The sequence below is a fragment of the Prosthecobacter sp. genome, from assembly GCF_046154365.1.
Classification (GTDB): Bacteria; Verrucomicrobiota; Verrucomicrobiia; order Verrucomicrobiales; family Verrucomicrobiaceae; genus Prosthecobacter.
The window spans coordinates 114,103-134,855 of sequence record NZ_JBJXFV010000220.1; the positions used below are offsets into that span (position 1 = coordinate 114,103).

General features: G+C 58.0%; 18 protein-coding genes. 3 read left to right on the forward strand and 15 right to left on the reverse strand.

Features of this window, described 5'->3' with window-relative positions; all coding sequences use genetic code 11:
• Positions 1 to 564: 564 nt before the first annotated feature.
• Entirely contained in the window at positions 565 to 1,218 is a 654-nt protein-coding gene (locus ACKVY0_RS28195; RefSeq protein ID WP_409218215.1) for a hypothetical protein, read from the forward strand.
• Between the two features lie 49 nt (positions 1,219 to 1,267).
• Positions 1,268 to 2,317, forward strand: a complete 1,050-nt coding sequence (locus ACKVY0_RS28200) for a sugar phosphate isomerase/epimerase family protein (RefSeq protein ID WP_409218216.1) — start codon at positions 1,268 to 1,270, stop codon at positions 2,315 to 2,317.
• Positions 2,318 to 2,341: 24 nt separating this feature from the next.
• On the opposite strand, the gene ACKVY0_RS28205 is transcribed toward ACKVY0_RS28200, so the two are convergent.
• The 15 genes from ACKVY0_RS28205 to ACKVY0_RS28275 form a co-directional block, all read right to left on the reverse strand.
• The gene (locus tag ACKVY0_RS28205; protein ID WP_409218217.1) at positions 2,342 to 3,298 is read right to left on the reverse strand and encodes a hypothetical protein; all 957 of its coding nucleotides are present in this window, start codon (positions 3,296 to 3,298) and stop codon (positions 2,342 to 2,344) included.
• Positions 3,282 to 4,451, reverse strand: a complete 1,170-nt coding sequence (locus ACKVY0_RS28210) for a LegC family aminotransferase (protein ID WP_409218218.1) — start codon at positions 4,449 to 4,451, stop codon at positions 3,282 to 3,284. Before ACKVY0_RS28210 ends, ACKVY0_RS28205 begins: the two co-directional genes overlap by 17 nt.
• Entirely contained in the window at positions 4,441 to 5,427 is a 987-nt protein-coding gene (locus ACKVY0_RS28215) for an SDR family NAD(P)-dependent oxidoreductase (RefSeq protein WP_409218219.1), read from the reverse strand. Before ACKVY0_RS28215 ends, ACKVY0_RS28210 begins: the two co-directional genes overlap by 11 nt.
• 5 nt (positions 5,428 to 5,432) lie before the next feature.
• Positions 5,433 to 6,479, reverse strand: a complete 1,047-nt coding sequence (locus tag ACKVY0_RS28220; RefSeq protein WP_409218220.1) for a nucleotidyltransferase family protein — start codon at positions 6,477 to 6,479, stop codon at positions 5,433 to 5,435.
• A gap of 24 nt (positions 6,480 to 6,503) precedes the next feature.
• Positions 6,504 to 7,775 (reverse strand): N-acetyl sugar amidotransferase, encoded by a 1,272-nt coding sequence (locus ACKVY0_RS28225; protein WP_409218221.1) that lies wholly within the window; start codon positions 7,773 to 7,775, stop codon positions 6,504 to 6,506.
• 4 nt (positions 7,776 to 7,779) lie between these two features.
• Positions 7,780 to 8,409, reverse strand: a complete 630-nt coding sequence (hisH, locus tag ACKVY0_RS28230; RefSeq protein ID WP_409218222.1) for an imidazole glycerol phosphate synthase subunit HisH — start codon at positions 8,407 to 8,409, stop codon at positions 7,780 to 7,782.
• Positions 8,406 to 9,158 carry an imidazole glycerol phosphate synthase subunit HisF gene (hisF, locus tag ACKVY0_RS28235; RefSeq protein ID WP_409218223.1) on the reverse strand — a complete coding sequence of 251 codons (753 nt, stop codon included), beginning with the start codon at positions 9,156 to 9,158 and terminating at the stop codon, positions 8,406 to 8,408. The genes hisH and hisF overlap by 4 nt, the downstream gene beginning before the upstream one ends.
• Positions 9,159 to 9,240: 82 nt before the next feature.
• On the reverse strand, positions 9,241 to 9,864 hold the full coding sequence (locus ACKVY0_RS28240; protein ID WP_409218224.1) for a NeuD/PglB/VioB family sugar acetyltransferase: 624 nt from the start codon (positions 9,862 to 9,864) through the stop codon (positions 9,241 to 9,243).
• The gene (gene neuC, locus ACKVY0_RS28245; protein WP_409218225.1) at positions 9,861 to 11,018 is read right to left on the reverse strand and encodes a UDP-N-acetylglucosamine 2-epimerase; all 1,158 of its coding nucleotides are present in this window, start codon (positions 11,016 to 11,018) and stop codon (positions 9,861 to 9,863) included. The genes ACKVY0_RS28240 and neuC overlap by 4 nt, the downstream gene beginning before the upstream one ends.
• Positions 11,015 to 12,040 carry an N-acetylneuraminate synthase gene (neuB, locus tag ACKVY0_RS28250; protein WP_409218226.1) on the reverse strand — a complete coding sequence of 342 codons (1,026 nt, stop codon included), beginning with the start codon at positions 12,038 to 12,040 and terminating at the stop codon, positions 11,015 to 11,017. The genes neuC and neuB overlap by 4 nt, the downstream gene beginning before the upstream one ends.
• A 4-nt stretch (positions 12,041 to 12,044) precedes the next feature.
• Positions 12,045 to 12,761 carry a cytidylyltransferase domain-containing protein gene (locus ACKVY0_RS28255; RefSeq protein ID WP_409218227.1) on the reverse strand — a complete coding sequence of 239 codons (717 nt, stop codon included), beginning with the start codon at positions 12,759 to 12,761 and terminating at the stop codon, positions 12,045 to 12,047.
• A complete protein-coding gene (locus ACKVY0_RS28260) occupies positions 12,758 to 13,711 on the reverse strand; it encodes a Gfo/Idh/MocA family oxidoreductase (RefSeq protein ID WP_409218228.1) in 954 nt (317 codons plus the stop codon). The genes ACKVY0_RS28255 and ACKVY0_RS28260 overlap by 4 nt, the downstream gene beginning before the upstream one ends.
• Before the next feature lie 6 nt (positions 13,712 to 13,717).
• The gene (locus tag ACKVY0_RS28265) at positions 13,718 to 14,731 is read right to left on the reverse strand and encodes a Gfo/Idh/MocA family protein (RefSeq protein ID WP_409218229.1); all 1,014 of its coding nucleotides are present in this window, start codon (positions 14,729 to 14,731) and stop codon (positions 13,718 to 13,720) included.
• Positions 14,728 to 16,092: a hypothetical protein gene (locus ACKVY0_RS28270; protein ID WP_409218230.1), complete on the reverse strand. Its 1,365-nt coding sequence runs from the start codon at positions 16,090 to 16,092 to the stop codon at positions 14,728 to 14,730. Before ACKVY0_RS28270 ends, ACKVY0_RS28265 begins: the two co-directional genes overlap by 4 nt.
• Before the next feature lie 19 nt (positions 16,093 to 16,111).
• Positions 16,112 to 18,013: an ABC transporter ATP-binding protein gene (locus ACKVY0_RS28275; RefSeq protein WP_409218231.1), complete on the reverse strand. Its 1,902-nt coding sequence runs from the start codon at positions 18,011 to 18,013 to the stop codon at positions 16,112 to 16,114.
• 390 nt (positions 18,014 to 18,403) lie between these two features.
• On the opposite strand from ACKVY0_RS28275, the gene ACKVY0_RS28280 reads away from it, so the two are divergent.
• Positions 18,404 to 20,236 (forward strand): hypothetical protein, encoded by a 1,833-nt coding sequence (locus tag ACKVY0_RS28280; protein ID WP_409218232.1) that lies wholly within the window; start codon positions 18,404 to 18,406, stop codon positions 20,234 to 20,236.
• Positions 20,237 to 20,753 lie beyond the last annotated feature (517 nt).

Here is a 20,753-nt window from a genome sequence, read left to right on the forward strand (position 1 = left end):
TCGGCAGTGCCGAACCAAGGCCAGCCACCCACTTGAGAGAATCCAATCAGTCTGGAAATCTTAGTCAGCCATGATTGCACAGACAACCGCCCCTTTCGGCTTGGCCGTTCAAAGAGGCGCGGCAGGGGAAATCCAACTGCGGGAAGCGCATTCATGGGAGTAGCAATAATCGAACCGGCCATCCAAGCCTAAAAGGTGACAAACGGGTTACGGACTAAAATTTAACCAATCCTTATAATCTAGGAGGCACAGTCTTGGCAATCGCCTATTTTCAGAATTTTTGCATCCATATAGAATTACTCGAAGGCTGTTCATTCGAGCAATTGGGAGTTTTAGATTTACCCTCAACTCTGACCTTGTGATCGACCTTTCTGGCAAATGCTTTGAAGAAGTCGAGCGGGCTTCGAAGTACTGCTCCCAGAGGGGTATGAGCACCCGAAGACCATTCATTGCCCCGGTGCCTTCGCGACAATTAACGACAAAATACCAAGAGGAATCTCGACAGATGACCGGAAGTATTGCTAGCCTCTCGGAAATTTAAACAATTCCGACCCACCAACCACCATGGCCAAAAAACCTGCTCCCAAAAAGGCACCCGCTAAAAAGAAGCCTGCTTCAGCCAAGAAACCAGCCGCTGTAAAGAAACCGTTGCCGGTCAAGAAAGCAGCCGCTTCCAAGAAAAAACCCGCTCCAGCGAAGAAGCCGGTGGAAGTGAAGTCGAAAACCCCGTCCAAGCCCGCGCCTGCTGCTCCATCCAAAATAACCGAGCCAGCGCCCGTACTGAAGCCGGTGTCTGAAGCACCGGCACCAAAGCCAGTGCCACCTGCGCCCTCCCCAGCACCCAAGCTTGTGATGAAAACCGGTGCAGGCGGTGCCGCATCTCTCACCGTCGCCGCCCAGGCCTCCGCAGGAGCCGCCGCCAATGGCAGCACTCATCCCGCCAACATCTTGGTGCTCGTCAGCAGTGGTGGATGGCCCGTCACCGACCTGACAAAAGATCACTTCACGCTGATGGAGTATTTCGAGGTTCCCGGCCAACAGGCCCCCTTCAGCAACAACGTCACCTCCTTCCGCAATGTCGGCACCGGAGCCTACCTGCTCCAAGTTAAGCCCATCAACGGCGCTCCATGGCGCAGCGGACACCACCTCGCACAGATCCTTGTCTCTTCCGCAGATGATCGCCAGGGTCAGGGCGCGGTGAAGCTGATCATTCGCTGATCACACGATTCGTTATCGACAGAAGAATTGACTCCGCTAGCATGGCGGCATGAACCGCCGTTCCTTTATCGCTCAAACCATCGCCGCCACTGCTGCAGCATCGTTCTCCAACGCCGCCACAGGCAACAAGCTCGCCCTCGGTCTCGATCATTTCGCCGTGCGTGCCACGGGATGGAAAGCGGCGCAGTTCATCGACTACGCCGCGTCGCTGAAGCTCGACACCATGTTCATCTCTGAACTGCATGTGTTTGAAAATTTTGAGGAGGCTTATTTGAAGAGCCTCAAAGAGCAGGCGGATCGTGCGGGCTTGAAACTCTATGTCGGCACCGGCAGCGTCTGCAAAACTTCCAACACTTGGAAGGACACCTACGGCACGCCCGAGGAGCACCTCGCTCTCACCATCCGCCTCGCGAAGGCTCTCGACTCTCCCGTGGCACGCTGCTATCTCGGCAATCAAAAAGACCGCAGCACCGACGGCGGCATCCAGAAGCACATCGAGGAAGTCATTAAGACCGTCAAAGCCTGCCAGTCCAAAGCCGAGGGTGAAGGCATCAAGATCGCCATTGAAAACCACGCCGGCGACATGCAGTCGCATGAACTCAAGGCGCTCATCGAAGCCGCTGGCAAAGGCTACGTCGGTGCCAACATCGACCCCGGCAACGCCGTTTGGGCGCTCGAAGAGCCGCTCATGCACCTAGAAGTGCTCGGTCCATTGACGATCTGTAGTAGCGTGCGCGACAGCATGCTCTGGGAGGACGACAACGGCACCGTCGTGCAGTGGACCGCCGTCGGCGAAGGCCTCGTCGATTACAAAGCCTACGCCAAACGCTTCGCCGAACTCGCCCCCGGCGTCCCGCTGCAAGTCGAGACCATCTCCGGCTTTGCACGTCCCTTCGCCTGGAAGCAGGACGAGTTCTGGAAGATCTTCCCCAATCACCGTGACACCCCCATGTTCAAAGCCTGGCTCGACATGGCCAAACGCGGCAAAAAAATAGACAGCTTCAAGGCCCCCGACGGTCCCGGCAAAAAAGACGCCGAAATCGCCTACCAAAAAAGCGAGGCCGAGCGCAGCTTTGCCTGGCTGCACGCAAATGCGTGATCTGGCCCCGCAGATGCGCTGTACTCATGTGGAGTGCCTCAACGGCTCAAATAATGCCGGAATGCGCGGATGCAGCCGTGAAGAAGGCATGGAAACGAAAAGTTCCACCCCCTCCGGTTGGAGCACCTCTTCATTAAACGCATGAATAACTTCGTCCATCGGCAGCGGGTTTAAGGCGGGATCAATCGTATTGTGGACCGTCGGATCTGGGGGCTGCCGCATCTTCAGGCCAGCACGGGCGTATTTGTCCGCCAGCGCCTCGGCAGTACCGGGAGGCAGCGCTGGCGGTTTCGGCAGGTCTCCCGCCAGGTATTTGGGATGGTGGTAGAAATAGTCGGTGTTGGTCAGGTCAATGCCACAGAGTACGATGCGGCGGTAGCCGGCCATCAGGGCAAAACTCATGGCCATGAAAACCGTGGCGCGTTTCATCGGCAAACCCCAGAGCACCTCGCTGCGGCGGAAGTACCCAAGGCGACGATACCAGCGCAAAAAGAACCGCAACGTGGCCGCCTTGCGCCCGCGCACCCCCAGATTGGCCAGGGTGTAGAGATGTCCCACCGCCCCGAGAGGAAACTCCGCGCTCCAGGTTGGAAAGCGATCGTCCAATTTCGTCACATCCTTCAATAAGAAGCAGGTGCTTTGATAGTCCTTCATGCGCAGTTTCAACAGCGCCAGCAGCACTCCTAATGCCTCAGGATCTCGCGGCACCTCACAAGAATACCACGTCGGCACATGCTCGTGATAGAGCCAGAAATTCATGCCCATGGAGTCTGCCGACCGAATTGCCGCCCAAGCCTCTTGAGTGAGGTCATTGACGGAAGCGCCGCTGCCCAGGACAAATAGCGTGTCGCTGCGTTTGAAGTCCGCCACCTTGAGAGCCAGCGGGTCGTGCCCGCAGTTGAGCTTGGGCAGGATGCGCGCTGTCATGGCATCCCGAAACTTTCGATAACGTCTTCCGATTTTTTTAAAGTCCAGCAGCATGATGAACAACTTGGATCACACGTTTGATGTCCTCATCGGTGGCTGAGGAGCAGGAAGGGAGAGACAGGGCATTGGCGAACAAATCCTCCGCCACGGGGCAGGGCAGTTTAAACGCATCCTGATGAGCGGGGGAGAGATGCGCCGGTTGCCACAGCGGGCGGGCTTCGATCTTTGCTGCTTTGAGTTGCTGTTGTAATGCCCGGGCCTCCATACCAAACAGGTTACGGTCGATGCAAACGGTCGTCAGCCAGAAATTGCTTTTCACCCCGTCTGCTTCTTCCTGGAAGCGAATGCCAGGCACTGAGCCAAGCTTAGAGCGATAGAGGGCATGAATCTCTCGGCGGCGTGTGACATAACCCGGCAGCACCTCGATCTGCGCGCAGCCAAACGCCGCCTGAATGTTCGTCAGGCGGTAGTTGTAGCCGATTTCGTGATGGATGTACTCCTGCGGATCATCCTTCGCCTGCGTGGTGAGGTAGCGGGCTTTTTTTGCCCAGGCTTCGTTCGCGGTGACGAGCATGCCGCCCCCGCCGGTGGTGATGATCTTGTTGCCGTTGAAGCTGTAGCAGCCGAGGTGGCCGATGCCGCCCGCAGGCCGGTCAAAATAGGTCGAGCCGAGACTTTCGGTGGCATCTTCGATGACGGTGAGGTCAAATTCATCCGCCAGCTTCATCAGCGCGTTCATGTCCACCGGATGCCCGAGGACATGCACCGGCACGATGGCGGCCACACGTCTGCCACTGACCCTGTTGAACACACCACCGTCACGCCGCACGCAGCCATTCGTCAAAAAGTCACGCACCTGATTCACATCCATCTGCCAGTGCTTCGGTTCGGCATCTACCAGCACCGGAATCGCATTCGCATAACGGATCGCGTTCACCGGGGCAATGAAAGTCATCGAGGATACGAGCACCTCATCGCCAGGCTTCACGCCAGCGACGAGCAACGCCATATGCAACGCTGCGGTGCCGCACGTCGTCGCGACGGCGTGCGGCACTGCGGCGGCTTGCGCCAGTTCGTGCTCGAAACGCGTCACATACGCTCCCACGGATGAAACCCAGCCGGTATCGAGACAATCCTTGATGTACTTCCACTCGTTGCCGCTGAGGTGCGGAGCGCTGAGCGGAATGAAGGCCGCGTCAGACGACATAACCTTTGGCGGTGTAGTGCTCCATGTTCCTCATCAACCACTCGATGGTCTGTTCCAACCCTGCTTCAAGTGAGACTTTCGGTTCCCAGCCAACCAATTCCTTGGCCTTCTTGTTGCAGGCGAGCAGACGCTCCACCTCGCTCTTGCTCGGCCGCAGACGCTCACCTTCGCAGACGATGGTGATCTCCTTGCCCATCATCTTCGCAATGAGGATGGCAAGGTCACCGATGCTGATTTCACGCCCGGAACCGAAATTGATCGTCTCACCAACCGCATTGGGTGACAAGGCGCTGGCGCAGAAGCCTTCGACCGTGTTCTGCACGAAGTTGAGGTCGCGCGTTGGATGCACCGCACCGAGATGCACGTTATAGCCGCGGGCGCACTGCGTGATGATCGTCGGAATGACCGCGCGCATGCTCTGCCGTGGCCCGAAGGTGTTGAAGGGACGCACGGTGACGACTTCGAGTTCAAACGAGGCCGCAAAAGCCTCCGCCATTTTGTCGGCACCAATCTTTGAGGCCGAATACGGCGACTGGCCCTGCAACGGATGTTCTTCCGTGATCGGGACGAACAACGCCGTGCCATAAACCTCACTGGTCGAGGTGTGGAGCACGCGCTGCGTGCCATTGTCACGCGCAGCCTGCAGCACGTTGAGCGTGCCTTCGATATTCGTGCGCACATAGCTGTGCGGAGCCTGGTACGAATAGGGAATGGCGATCAAAGCACCCAGATGGAAGACCATCTCCGTGTCCTTCACCGCACGGCGCACGCTGTCACGGTCCGCGATGTCGCCGGTGTAAATTTCCATGTCTCCGGCCAGCTCCGACTCATCAAGCCAGCCTTGCTTGCCAAGAGCATTGTAGTGAACGAGCGCACGCACGCTGGCACCTTCACGCACCAGGTGCTCGGCAAGATGGCTGCCGATGAATCCACCCGCGCCGGTAACTAGAATTTTTTTGCCGTCGAATTGTCCCATGATGATCAGTGTGCGTGTCCTCGCGCCAGTTTGAGTTGCTCATGCTGCCCTACGTCGATCCAGTCGTCCACGATTTCAAACGCGCCGACTTTGTCGCCGAGGCGGACGGCCTCATCGAACAGCTCGGTGATGGGGAAATACTTCTCTGGCACGCGCCGGATGATCTCCGGCGAGAGCATGTAGATGCCAGCGTTGATGGGTTGCGAAAGCGTCGGCTTTTCGACGATGTTGGTCACGCGTCCGGCAACGACCTCCAGACAGCCGAAGGGAATTTCATGAACATAGCTGCGCACGCCGACCGTTGCCAGATAGCCGCCGCTGGCATGAAAATGTGCCAGGCTGTCGAAATCCACCTGTGTGACGAGATCCCCATTGCAGACAAACACCGGATGCTCCGGCGCTTCCGGCAGCAGGCTGAGCGATCCACCGGTGCCCAGCGGATGCTCGGTTCTTTCGCGCAAGTATTCAATCTGGCAGCCAAACCGAGAACCATTGCCAAAGTGGTCTTCGATGATGCCGGCAAGGTGGTTCACCGAAATAAAGATGCGGCGAATGCCACAACCGACGAAGTGCAGCACCAAGCGTTCGATAATCGGCCGGCCGGCGACCTTGAGCATGGGCTTGGGCGTTGATTGGGTCAGTTTGCCGAGGCGTGTCCCCTTGCCTCCGGCCATGATGACGGCCCAGTTGGGTTTTGGCATCGCGCCGAGAATTTCATGCAGCAAATGAAGCCCTGCCAACCGTCCTTGATCGTCGATGATCGGAATTTGGTGGAGCTGGCGTGCCTGCATAAGATCGATGACCTCGGCACGCGAGGCGCTCGCAGTCACGGTGGAAAAAACCTTCTTCGCATGCGGTTCGATACGCGCTGTAAGCGCCACCCCCTTGAGCAGCGCCCGGCGCACATCGCCATCGGTCACGGTGCCGAGCAGCTTGTGCCCGGCATCCACCATGAACGAAATGCCTTCGCCGCCCTCGTCAATGACCTGCAGGGCGCGCAACAACGTGGCGTCGGGCGGCAGGCAGAAGGTTTCGAGGGGTTTCGTCGTCATCAGATTGAACTTAGAAGATGAGAATCACTGGAAAACAGTGTGACGCAGCTTCCATTCGCCGCCCTCCTTGTTCCAAAGGTGCGGTGAGCGGAAACGATCGGCCATGGCAATGAACTTGTCCTTGGTCAGGATCGGCTCTGCAAAGGCCTTGGTGGCGACCGGGAACTCCTTGGCAGGCATGCTGAGGTATTCCATCAGCTCGGTGTCAAAACGCGCCGGCCATTCGCCGTCGAAACGCTTCACCAGTGCCACGCCTTCTTCACGGGTGATCTCGCCGGAGCGGATTTCCTGGCTGGCGTCATACGTCGCTCGCCCGATGCCAAACTTCACGAACGTCGTCCAGTAATGAAGATCGTCGATCTTGTCGTCGATGGAGTTGTACTTCGAATACGTGCCGGGCGTGCGTTCCGGGCTGGCCTGGAAGCCGCCGTGCTCCACCGCGTAGTAGTAGCAGCCCTGCGGGTGCCATTTCAGGTAATAGCCGAGGTAGTGAACCTCAATTTGCGCCTTTTCGAGTTTCTCAGGCTCCGCCGGAAAGTAGGGCTCCAGGTCGTTCATCGAGACCCCGTAGCGCCCCATGAGTTCCTGCACGGAGGTGCCACCCAGATAGACCTTGGATTTATCCTTCGTGGCAAAGTAGGCGTAATCGCGCTTGGCCGTCGTATTGTCAGCGATGGGATTGCCGTACTCGGCTTCGTTCTCGCCGTAAAACACCAGCGGGATGTTGAACATGGCCGCCATCTTCGGGCCCAGAAATTTCTGACCGAACATGAAGGCCTGGAACGGATGGAACAGATTATCGACCGCCAGACGCGTGAGCAGACGATGGATGCGGCCGTTCGGTGTGCAGAGGTAGTTGTCGAAGCCGCTGTTGACCCACGCACGGTGATTTTTCCAGCCCCAGTCGGTGTAGAGATGCGGCGCCCACGTCACCGTGAGCGGGTTCATGCCATACTTGTATTTCAGGATGTGGGACTGGTAAAAGCTGTCCTTGCCGCCGGAGCCAGGCACGAGGCAGTCATACTCGCCGTTGTTTTTGCGGTGCTTGTCGCACAGCGCCCAGAGTTCCTTCTCACGGGCCTCCCAATCGACTTCCTTCATCTTGCGCTCAGTCGTGTGGCAGGCGTCGCAAATCATGTCCGCATCGAACTTGATCGTGGTCTTCTTGGAGGCGGCGGTGTGTTCGTATTCGACGGCGGAATTCGGCCGCTGGTTGGAGATGACGCATTTGGAACAGAACTTCACCTCACGGGGCAGGCCATACTTAATTTCGAGCGGTTCAGTGTCTTCGGGCATAGAGTTAGGAGTCAAACAGGAAGGCGGAGAGCATGTCCAGACCGGACTGGCCGCTCTTCTCCGGGTGGAATTGAAAACCGGTGATGTTGCCGCGTGCCACAGCGGCGGTGATCTGATGTGGGCCTGACAGCACCGTGGCGGCGCGATCTTCGGCATTGTCAGGAATCATGTGATAGGAATGCACGAAGTAAGCCCAGGTGTGCGGTGGCGTTTGGCGCAGCGGCCCAGTTTTCCATGCGTGCTCCTGCTGCGGCACGAGCCGCGCCCAGCCCACATGCGGCACCTTGATGCCTGCGCCAGGGATTTTCACGACCTTGCCGGCAATGATGCCCAGACCTGCGGTGCTGCCAAACTCCTCGCTGTGTTCCAGCATGAGCTGCGCACCGAGACAGATGCCCAGCAGCGGCTTCCCAGCCGCCGCAGCGGCTTTGAGCGGCTCCACATGACCCGCCTTCATCAAACCAGCCATGCCATCGTTGAACGCACCCACGCCTGGCAGCACGATCTTGTCCACCCCTTCGAGTTGTGAGCCATGCTCAGCCACGATCACCTCCGCACCCAAGTGCGCCAGCGCTTTGACCACACTGTGCAAATTGCCGAGTCCGTAATCGACGACGGCCACTTTCACGCTCATACGCGTACCTCCACGCCTTGGCTGGTGAGATATTGTTTGATGTCCTTCACAGTCGTCTTGTTGTAGTGCAGCATCGACGCGATGGCCACGCCATCCACGCCGAGGTTTGCCACGGCGGCGATGTCTTCCAGCGATCCAGCACCGCCATGCGCCACCACCGGCACCGGCACCTGTTTCGCGATTTTCGCCAGAAACTCGAGTTCAAAGCCCTTGTTGGTGCCGTCGCGGTCCACCGAGGTCACCAACAACTCGCCGCAACCAAGATCGACCGCACGCATCGCCCAGTCATAGGCATCCATGCCGGTGTGCTCGCGACCGTTGTCGGTAAACGCCTTCCAGCGCCCGTCCGTCTGCCGGATGGTTTCGATGCCCACCACAATGCACTGTGTGCCGAAAGATTGCGCCGCTTCCGTGATGAACTCCGGGCGCTGTGCTGCCGCCGTGTTGATGCAGACCTTGTCCGCACCGGCGCGCAAAATCTGCTGGATGTCCGCATGCGTGCGGATGCCGCCACCCACCGTCAGTGGCACAAAAATGCGGCCGGCCGTCTCTTTGATGAGGTCAATGATATTGCTACGGCCATACAGGCTGGCGACGATGTCTTGGTAATACAGCTCATCCGCCCCCTGCTCGAAATAGCGCAGGGCAAACTCCTCCGGCTTCCCCATCACCCTCAGGCCCTCCAAGCGCACCCCTTTGACGAGATTCGGCGCTTTGATGTCTAGTCGTGGAATGATACGCAGCGGCATGGTTAGGAGGATTTTGGCACCAGCCAAGAGTGTTTCTATGCCTACCTGAAAGGTGAAATCAAACGAAGTTTGCTCACTGTAATCAATACTTCAGCAAACGCGCCGGCACTCCCGCCACCACCGCGTCCTCAGGAACATCCCGCACGACCACCGCCCCCGCCCCCACTACCGCACGGGCACCGATGCGAATGCCCTGCCGCACCACCGCCCCAGCGCCGATGTGCGCGCCTGCGCCCACCTGAACCTCGCCACAGAGAATGGCCCCGGTTGCGACATGAACATGCGCTCCGACGATGCAATCGTGCTCCACCACGGCAGCCGTGTTCACCAGCACATGCTCCGCCAGCTTGGCCAATGTGTGAACCACCGCGCGTGCCAAAATCTGGCAGCCTGGGCCGCAGACGGCTGATTTCGCCACATAAGCCGCCGGATGAAGCACGCTTTGCGGCTGCAATCCGGCAGCGCGGGCCTGTTCGAACAACATCGCACGCCGGGCGCTGCTTTGGACCGAACCGACGCCGATGATGAAGTGCGTGAAGCCAAGCGCGGCCAGTTCAGGCAGCTTTTCATCCCCGCCGAGCACGGGAATTCCCATCACCTCCTGCAAATCCACCTGAGAATCGATGATGGCAGCGATCCTGCCCGGCTCAAAGGCTTCGAGCAGCACCCGGCCATGCCCGCCGGCTCCGATGAGAACGCATTTCATGATTTCACGTCGTGGAAGGTTTTATCGAGCAGGCGGGTGTCCAGCGGCGTGCTGACAATGAGTTCCACCAACTTCTCTGCAGCGTGGCCGTCGCCAAAAAAATGTTCATGGCCTGCGGCCTGGCGTTTGAAGTCCGCAGACAGTGCCTGCGTGATGGCGGTGGCGATGGCGGCGGTTTCAAACGGCACATCAATGACGTTTCCGGCCCTGAGGCGGCCCTTCTGCCGGTTGCCGATGTTCACGACCGGCAGCGCAAACGACGGCGCTTCGAGCAGGCCGCTGGAGGAATTCCCCACCATGGCCGCAACCTCTCCCAGGATGCTGAAATAGCCCTCCGGCCCGAAATTTTCGACGCTGCGTGCTTTGGTGGTTGCGGCGCAAAAGGCGGCGATACGTTCACGGATGACCTGGCCAGCCATGTCAGCGTTCGGCATGGTGAAAATGACTGGAACATCGAGTTCACGCAGAGCGGCAAGCAGCGCGTCCGTCTGCGGCCCCGTTTGCTCGTGGTCGCTCGTGGTCGGGTGCAGCGTGACGAGCAGCGGCGGACGGCTGAGATCAAGATTGAAACGTTGTTCAAGTTCTTCTCGGCTTAGCCGCTGGATGTCGTTCACATTGTCGAGAGCCAGCGCTCCGCAGCACAGAACGCGCCACGGTTCTTCGCCGAGCTGGATGACGCGCTGGCGGTAAACTTCGGTCGCAACGCCATGCAGATGGCTCATTTTAGTGATGCCATGACGAAAACGGTCATCCATGGCTCCTTCGCTAAGTTCGCCGCCATGCAGATGCAGGATCGGGATGTTGAAAGGCACGGCCGCCAGCGCGGCGGCAAACATTTCGAAGCGATCCCCGAGCACCACGAGCAGGTCTGGCGGCTCCTGGGCAAAATAACGGCCAAAACCACTCACCCCGGCCCCCATGGCCTGCACCACCGCCAGCGGCGTGTCCTCCCGCTGCAGCACGGGAATGCGCGCGGTGATGGCAAAGCCATCGCGCTCGATCACATCGACAGTCTGGCCGTAGCGCTCCTCCAGATGCATGCCCGAGACGAGGACACGCAATTGCAGTTGTGCATGGGCCTCAATGCGCCGCAGCAGCGGCCGGTAGATACTGTAATCTGACCGACCAACCGTGACGACACCGATGGTTTTCATGCCAGATCCTCCCATTGCAGCATGCAGCCGGCGGCGATGTCACGTTTGACCGAGCGGCCGGAGAGTTCATCGAATTGCGCGGGTGGTATGCCAGTACCGGGCCGGCGCAAGGCCAGCATGGCTTCTTCCAGCACGGTCCCGGCAGGGATGGATTGACGCGCCACGACACTGCGGCGCACGACTTTGGCCACGGCGAGTTCAGCGGTGCTAGGCACCTTGAATCCGTTTCCCAGCAACGTTTCCACGCGGCGGATGCTGCGAACCATCTCGGCAAGCGCGTCAGGTTCGAGCGAGGCCTTGTGATCTGGCCCGGGTAGGCCGCAATCGAGGGTGAAATGCTTTTCAATGACCGTGGCACCTGCTGCGACGGCGAACACGGCCGCTTCGATGCCCAGCGTGTGATCGGAATAGCCGATGGGCACACTTAAAGCGGCACGCATCGTCTCCATGGCACGCAGATTGACCTCTTCGGGAGGAGCGGGATAGCTGGTGACGCAGTGCAGCACAGTGACGGCGTCATTGCCCGTGCTACGAATGGCTGCCACTGCGGTGCGCACTTCATCCAACGTCGCCATGCCGGTAGAGACGATCATCGGGCGGCCATGACGTGCGATGTGACGCAGCAACGGCAGATTGGTCAGCTCGCCGGAGGGAATTTTGAAGATGCTCATGCCGAGAGCGGCGAGGAAGTCGGCGCTGTCTTCATCGAAGGCCGTGGACATGAACTGAATGCCTTCCTGCTCACAACAACGGCTCAGCTCGGCAAAGGCCTCCAGCGGCAGTTCGAGACGCTTGAGCATGTCGAACTGGCTTTCGGTGACGCCGGTGTTGGCGGCTTGATAAGCGGCCTGTGGAGCATCCGCGGTCACGAGGTGGGCGGCCTTGAAGGTCTGAAACTTGACCGCATCCGCACCCGCACGCGCTGCGGCTTGGACGAGTTGTTTGGCGCGTGCAAGGTCACCGTTGTGGTTCACGCCGGCCTCGGCGATGACGAAACAGCGTTGGGCAGATGTGGCTGACATAAAATCAATGGGCACGCTGACGCAGGGTGAGTACGGAATGGGATTTAAGCACAGCTTCCGCAGCGGCGAAGTCAGCGAGTGTGTCGATGTCCACGGAGTGCTCCACCGGCATCACCCAGGCACAGGCACCGGGCGGCTGGAACTGATGCGTTTCACGCAAGGAACTGACGCGGTTTAAATAGAGGCCGCCATTGAGCTGGAAGGCCGGCGGCAGATCCTGACGCCGCGGGTAGCGCATGCCGTGGTCGATGAAACCGACGAGCTGGCCGCTGTCGTTGATTTTATAGACGATGTAGGGATGCACGGCGGCAGCACAGACGCCGACGACCGCCGGGCAGCCGGTGGTGGACATGATCTGGGCGGCACCGTCGAGATCTTCGGCGGTGCGCAAGGGCGTGGTGGGCTGCAGCAGCAAAAGCGCATCCGGCAGGCCACCGTTTTGCTCCAGCCAGTCGGCAGCATGCAGCATGACATCAATGTGGGCGGAGTCTGCCGTGGCGAGATGGGCAGGACGCATGAACGGCACCTCCGCGCCCCATTCACGCGCACAGGCGGCGATTTCATCACAGTCAGTGCTCACGATGACGCGCTGTACCTGGCTGGCCCCCAATGCGGCGAGGATGGAGTGCGCGACGAGCGGCTTGCCGGCCAGTGGCAGTAAATTTTTGCGCGGCAGGCCGGTGGAGCCGCCGCGTGCAGTGATGACAGCGACGATGTTCATGCGACTTCGAAGATGGCGGCAATCATGCGCATGGTTTCGATGGCGCTGGCGAGCGTGGGAGCACGCGAGGGCTCACCACGCATGGCTTTGAGCACTTCTTCCGCCTGACGACGAAAGCCGGGTTTGAAATTCTTGTCAGCATCCGTTTGCGGCACTTCGTTGAGCGCACGCTCGCCAGCATTGACGAATTTAGCCTGCTCAAGCGGGCGCAGCTCCCAGCGGCGGCCAGGTGTGTTCACGGTGACCGACCAGGGGCCAGGACCGTTCCAGGTGCCCTCGTAAAGCCCCACATCACCACTCTCGAATTCGACCGCCGCGAGGACATAAGCCGGTGCAGCAGGATTCCACCGCGAGATGGGTGTGATTTTCTTCACCGCACCACGACACAGGCTGCGGAGGTAGTCCACCAAGTGGATGGAGTTCGCATACATCCAGCGCTGTACAATCTCCTCGGGATGGCCAATCATGCGTGCAGTCTCCAGCGACTGCTGATCTTCAACACGGATGAATCGTGGCTCTTGGCGCGAATGGATGTCGTTTAACACCGCCTCCGTGCTGCCGAGGAAGCGGCGGTTCAGGCCGACGTAGATCCTGCGCCCATGTATTTGCGCGAGAGCCTCAAGGCCGAGTGCTTCTTCGAGGTCTTTGCCGGGTGGTTTCTCCATCAGAATGGTCCACGGCAACGCGAACGCGATCTCCGCGACGCTGCGGATGGACATTTCAGGCAAGGCAATAACGAGAAGATCCGCCTGCGTTTTTTCGTGCAACTCGGCAATCGTGTCACACACCAGCGGAATGCCAGTTTCCTTGGCCAGTGCCTCGGCCTTCGATCGTGTGCGACTATGAATGCCAGCGAGAGTGACTCCAGGGATGTCCGCAAAAGCTTTAGCATGCTCGCGGTTCATGCCACCTGCGCCGATGAAGGCGAGTTTGATGTTGGAAGTGCTCATGCGGGATCAGGCCCAGGGATAAACGAGTGTTTCAGGCAGTTCTTCGTCAAGACGGACGACGCGATGCTGCTCCTTAGCAGAAACATGCGCGGCCACCAGCGCACGTATCGCGCCGAGACCATCCTCTCCGGTGGGATAATCCGTTTCAGCCAAAAGCGCCTCCAACACTCGCAGCGATGGCACCAAGGCGTCTGCGGGAGGAATATCGCACGCTCCTTCCTCCCACGGCATGCCGTAGCGCGTCGTGGGCATGTCACGATGCTCGGCCTTGCGCACCGTCCAGTTCATCTTGCCGCCGAGTTCATCGACGAAAATCTGGCCGTGGCGCGCGCCATACATGACACGAACGCCATGCCCTTGGTCGGAACTGGCATCCAGCATGAAACGAATGCCGGACGCCGTGACGAGCCGCACCGAGCCTGCGCGGTCTTCAAACTGCGGTCCACGAGGATTCGGCACCTTGTCGGCACTGAACCACGCCTGCACTTCGGCGGCGGGTGCTCCAGCCATGAAACGAAACATCTCGAAGTAATGGCTGCCGTTCATGGCGAGGCCGAAATTTCCTGCTGAAACGTGGATGCTGGTCACGCCGCCGAACTGCTCGGAGTCGAGCATCTGTTTGGGCAGGATGTACTGGTCCATGAAGCGCATCTGGTGATTGATGGAGAGCCTGGCACCATGCGATTTGCAGACGTCAATCATGCGCTGCGCGTCAGCGAGGCTGGTGGCCATGGGCTTCTCACAGAGGATGGCTTTGACGCCGGCTTCGGCGGCCAGGCAGGTCAGATCAGCATGCGCAGGGGCGGTGGTGGCGATGATGAGCAGTTCCGGCTTCGATTGCGCGATCAATTCGACTGGATCGGCATAGAGACGATCGTCGCTCAACTGTGCCTTTTCTTTGGCCGCTGCTCGGGCCTGATCAAACGGATCACAAACACCGACGACCTCAAGTTTGAGGGCGAGAAGATTGTCAAGATGCCGGAGGCCCATGCGTCCGAGGCCGATGAGTGCGGCTGTCATGTCGTGGGAGAGTGTTTCGATGAGAGGAGTTCGGTAAAAAGAGCTAGCAGACGCCCTCCGCTGCCACCATCAAGAATTCCCCAGTCTGCAGCCACGACGGCTTGTGCGAGCGAAAGTTGCTCCCGATGCGCGTCATCATTGGTGATGCGTGTTACTTCACGGCTGAATTCCTCACGGGTTGTCACATGCACTACACCTGGAGCTGAACGATAATCCTCGTAGCCATACTGATAGAGATCGTAATTGAGCACCGGCTTCGCTGTGGCGATGGCCCAGCGAATGGTGGCGGAGATGCAGGCGACGAAGACGTCACACAAGGGCAGAAGTTCAGCGACCGGACGCAGGCAAAGTCTCACATTGGGACGCCTCCCCAAATGAATAACCTCTGGATTGAGATGCGGATGAAGATTTACCACCACATTCCAGCCCGTCGCAGCCAGCGTTTCGATCCAGAATATGACAACTTCCGCATGATCGATGAATTCGACCATTCGTTGTTTCGATTTGAAAATGTCGGGCGGTATGGCGGCTAGGAACACTGGCTTGGATGGGTCTAACTCCAACTCCGTGAGCAGTTGGGCTTTCAGTGGTTCGGCATCACGCACAACCGCCGCCATCTTGTCCAGTGCACATGAACCGGTGACACGCAATTTTGCACTATTCACACCCCCACCCGCATGCTGAGAACGCAAAGCTTCGCACTCGACTGCAACAGCATCAGCGAACGAACAAATATTCTGCCACGGCCGTGCGGGAGCAGCTCCCATGAATTGCATCGCTGCGGCAGCTGGAAACGGGAGCCGAAAGAGCGGAACACCTTTATGCTCATACATCCACTGAGGGTATCTCCGGGCAAAAATGCGGCGCAATCCGCCCCTCACGATGCAGCCGGGGTTCTGAAGCTGCACCTCCGCCGCTTCAACCGGATTGTCGATGGTGTAAGGCGTGACCACCACACGAACGTCACACTCATGAGCCTGCTGAACGAGCAGGTGAGACAAGTACCCAATGTTTTCTTCAGGTAGCACTACAATATCCGGCTTCAGCCTGGCAAACAAGGCATGATAGAATTGCTTCACTGCACAGAATTTCAGCAGGCATCCAGTAAAGCTGCGTGCAGGAAAGGCCGTGGGTTCTTTGCGTCCACGCCAGAGCGCAACCGCCTGCACCGCAGACTCGGCACCATCAAAAACGATCACACGATAACCTGATTCGAGGGCTGCACGCACATCCTCATCACAGCCATGATAGCGTGCAGCAAAATAAAAGCCGACCTCATCCCCGCGTAGCCGCAACCAGTCCCCCTGTGATATCAGAGCCCGGAAATGCGTGCGTATGTAGGCCACGAAAAGAATTTTCATTGCACTACGGGAATTTGATTCACACCACCTCTACTGGCAAACTCTCATCCACATCGAACTGGAGGTGATAAAGACGCTGATATAGTGCCGAGGTCTCCAACAGTTCCTGATGCGAACCCACCGCCTCAATCTGCCCATCCTTCATGACCACGATTTTGTGCGCGGCCAGAACGGTGGACAACCGGTGGGCGATGGCCACCACCGTGCGGCCCTCGGCAAGATCATGAATGGCCTCCTGGATGATGCGTTCGCTCTCCGTGTCGAGCGCAGACGTGGCCTCATCAAGCAGCAGAATGGGCGCGTTGCGCAAAATGGAACGGGCGATGGAGATGCGCTGCTTTTGCCCACCGGACAGATTGGCCCCGCCGTCCCCTACAATCGCATCGTACTTGGCGGGTATTTGCTGCACGAAATCATCCACATGGGCTTTGCCTGCCGCCATGATGATTTCCTCTTCCGTGGCATCAAGCCGTCCATATCGGATGTTTTCACGAATGGTGTCATGGAAAAGAAACACGTCCTGGCTGACGATGCCGAAGTTGTCCCGCATGGAGTTTTGCGTGACATCCCGCAGGTCATGCCCATCGACCTTGATGCTACCTTGATCCGGGTCATAAAAGCGCAGCATGAGCGAAAAGAGGGTGCTTTTCCCCGATCCGCTGGGACCGACCAAGGCATAAAACTTGCCCGACTCAAACTGCATGTTGATGTCTCTCACCGCTTTGCGTTCGAGCTTGTTTCCCTCGCCATCGGTGTAGCCGAAGGTCACGTTTTGGAAGACTAGATTGCCTTTGCAGCGCGGCATGATGGTGGCGTTCGGCTTGTCCGAAACCTCAGATGGCTTTTCGAGCAGTTCGAAGACTGCCTCGGTGGCCACCATGGTCTTTTGCATGGTCAATCCGATGCGGCTGAGTTCCTTGATCGGCGGATACATCTGCGTGAGCGCCATGACGAGCAGGAAGAACTGGTCGGCGGTCTTCCCCTGGCTCCACCAATAGACTAGACCCGCCGCGATGCCGAGCGAGGCCACCGTCTCTACAAACGTGCCGCTGAGATCAGCCACCCGGTTAAATTGCAGTGCATCGATGGAGATGGCGGCATTGGCCTTGTCAAACCGGGCCATCTCATACTCTTCACGGGAATTGCCCTTCACCACACGGATGCCGCCGATGGCCTCATGCATGCACACGAGCATGTCGGCGTTCGCCCGGGTCTCCAACTGACCGCTTTTTTGCGCCTGCTTGGCAATCAGCCGCACCGGGATGATGCACAGGGGAAACACCACCAGCGACATCAGGGTGAAAAGCCAGTCCATGGAAAACAACACGACGAGAATGGAAAGAATCGTCATCGGGTGCTTCGTCAGTGCCTGCACCAAGGCCAGCGAATTCGTCTGAAGCGAGCTGGACTGCTGGGAAACAACTTGGATGAGCTGGCCAGCCTTGGAACGATTGAAAAAACTCAGTGACTGCCGCAGAACGGCACGATAAAGATCATTGCGGATCTTATAGAGCACATGACTGGCGACAGCCGTATAAGTGCGTGAACTGAGATAACTGAGAAAGCCGCGGGCAAAAATCAGCACCGGAATAAAAGCGCAGGCGGTGATGACCACCCAAATACCAGCTTCGGCGTCTGGATCGCTGCCAAACCAGCCTGAGAAATCCACCGGACCGATGAATGGCACGCGGCGCACCAGGCCCTTCATCGGGGTATCGCCTTTTAATACGAGGGAGAAAATGACTTGAAACGCAATGAGCATGACCGCATTGAACATCGCGGAGGCAATGCCCAAAAAAATGCCAATCGTCATGCGGTGCCATTGCGGACGCACATAAGCCAGCAGCTTCTTCATGTACACCTCGCTGCTGACCTTAGTTTTTTGACTGTACTTGCCTAGAATCAAGCTAAAAATGGACATTCACTGAATTGGGGGCAAAGGTTGAAGCGCAGGTGAATGCTGCACTATCTTGTGAGCTACATTTGTCCAACAGAAAGAAAGCTGGTTCCGGCGGCCAGCCAAAAAATTTGACATTGACAGCCTTTTCTTCTGGCAACACCAGATCATGTCTTTTCAGCAGCGATTTGCACCAGCCCATCCAATATTCAATGCTTTGCAAAATTTAAATGTGATCATCCTCTGCGAAGGCAGAGGGGCAAACTTGTGTGACAAGGCCGGATCCGCCCAGGAGATGGTCTTACAGGGCTGTGTGCGTTATCATGAAACCGAACGTCCATTGCATGCATCCGATGGTCGATCATTCATGTTGGTCTCTAAATATCGGCCGCGTTATATGACAGGCTTTCCACAATGATCGAGTTCAGCGTTGGCTTCGGAGTCGTCTTCGTGTTCATGCTCATGCCATTCCTGGCGTGCTGGATAGGGCGGCAAGCAGATACCGAATGGGTGCCTGTCAACGACAGTTACAAGTACGGCAGCGATGACAATATCTACGCCGCTCTGGTCAGCAGTGTGCGGCAGAGATGCCTGCGTTTCGAATGGCCGGCCATCGACTGTGAGGGCTGCAGAGATTTTGAAATTTTGCGGGTCGGTTCCTACCGCCTCGCCGCCCTCCTCGGCGGCTGGCTCCCTTCGCCGCGCTGGCTGCATCTTGTCGCTCAGATCATGGCGGTCCTCGTGCATTACGCCCTGGTGTTTGCGTTCATTTTTTCAATCAGCGGAAACAGCCTGGCCGCTCTGTGCGGCAGCTTCTGCTACCTCTTTGGATTCAGTCTTTTCATGAGCAGGCGCAGTCGCGCCATCCGCGGCGCGTTCAAAACGCTTTTCAACTTTGGTGGCGAGACCCACTTTGACTCCATCAACGACCATTTCCGTTATGTCATTCTCTCTGTCGCCGCCATCTATGGAGTATCCGTCCTTGCGCTTTTGGCAACTGCTTCAAGCCACGGTGGGTGGTGGTATACGGCATTGGGCGCCTGCCTGGTGCTGTTGCCTTTTTCTTATCCGGGCATCATGCTGGCTTTTGGCCTGCACGCCACGTTGCTGCTCACCATTCACATCTGTCATACCGGAGATACTCTGGCTTTGACCTGGCTGCTCGCTGGCATCATTCCCCCCGCATTGTTCCTGCTGATTACAGGCAGGATCCGCAGGCTCATGCATGCCCTGGCGACCGCACCACCTGTGTTGAATCTTATTCACTGCGGCACCGCTGCATCCGACAACACGTCTTATTTGCGCAAATGGTGTGCTCAATTCTTCTCGCCGCCAGTGGTTCTGGCCCCGGTCTCAACTGGAATTGCTTTCACCTGCGGAGTTGCGCTTGGGCCAAGCACCGCGGTTTTGCTAACCGCCATGATCATCAGCGCTCTTGGTTCGACACCGGGTGTGGGAAGGGCCGTCGCGCGCATGCAGTTCCGCGGCGCAGCCACGCTCTATCAAGCCGTCTTCTTTGCCACGCTTGCCGCCGCGATCTCCCCCATGCTGGTGCAGGCGACAACGTTCGGGTGGACCTTTTTATCCATCTTCATTTTTTTCCTGCTCAGAGCCAGCTTGCGCACGCTGCGCACACACATCGCCAATCAAACTTTCGCGATCAATGCCGCGCGCTGGACCCTGTACACCTATCTCAGGAAATCCGCCTCTCCCGAGGACACGGTGGCATGCCTCGACATCACCGACATGCAGTTGGTTCCGGTGTACGCCGCTGGCACAGTCTATGTTGGTGGTGGGGAATGGCTGCAGCCTCCTCATCTCGCCATCGCACGCCAGGCCGGACTCATGCAGCATTGTGGCATCAATCCCTCGGTGCTCATCGATTGGTTGCACGGCTACTTCACACAAAAGCCACTCCTGAACACTACGCCACTGCCACCCCATGCTCCGGATGAAGCGGTGGAGGGCGTCGTCACTCTCAACCATCTTGTCTTTTACCCTTACATCACCCAATTCGACGGCGTACCAATCTCCACCGACCGCAAATCATGGACTCCTGCGTTCATTGAGCGTTTCAGCGCTGCGGTCGAATCAGGAACACTCACCGGCATCAGCGATGACCGCCCGCCGGATTTCATCCTCATCTCCGCCAGACAGGAACAACACCGCGCGCAACCTGGCGCTGTTCCTCCTGGTTACCGCCGCACGGCTGCGGCTGGCGGTCATCTACTTTACAAGCGTGTTTGAAAACGGACGCCGGCTTTTTCAGCGAATCCATGAGCGCCGTGGTGCGATAGCATGCCCTCCCGCAGCTTCATCCAAAACAGGAGGATGCCGATGGGAGCATTGACGGTCGGTTGCCGAGGTCTGGATAGTTTCTCGATTTCCATTCTTTACAAGAATGAAATCCTCGCGCAAAGCAGGCAGAATTCGTTTTTCAGCGCATTGTCCACGGCCTCATCCGTGTCAAAAAGCGCAGGAACGTCTCATTCTTAGCGACTTGAATGTCGGGCGGTTGAGGGTATGCCCCGAGGCACTCACTGCGTCACCAGAGAGCTTTATATAGCAGATGAAATAGTCTGATCGGCACGTGAAAGCTCGGCCTTGATCCCATCATGGCGGCATTAGGGAATCCATATCAGACGCGAGCGCAAAAAGTCCAAGGTGCTTGATCATGCCTCGGGGAGCTGGTACAAGAAGGCACACCTTCACTCATGCGCCACTTCAACGCCCCCGATTCACTCGCACAAAACAGCCTCTTTGA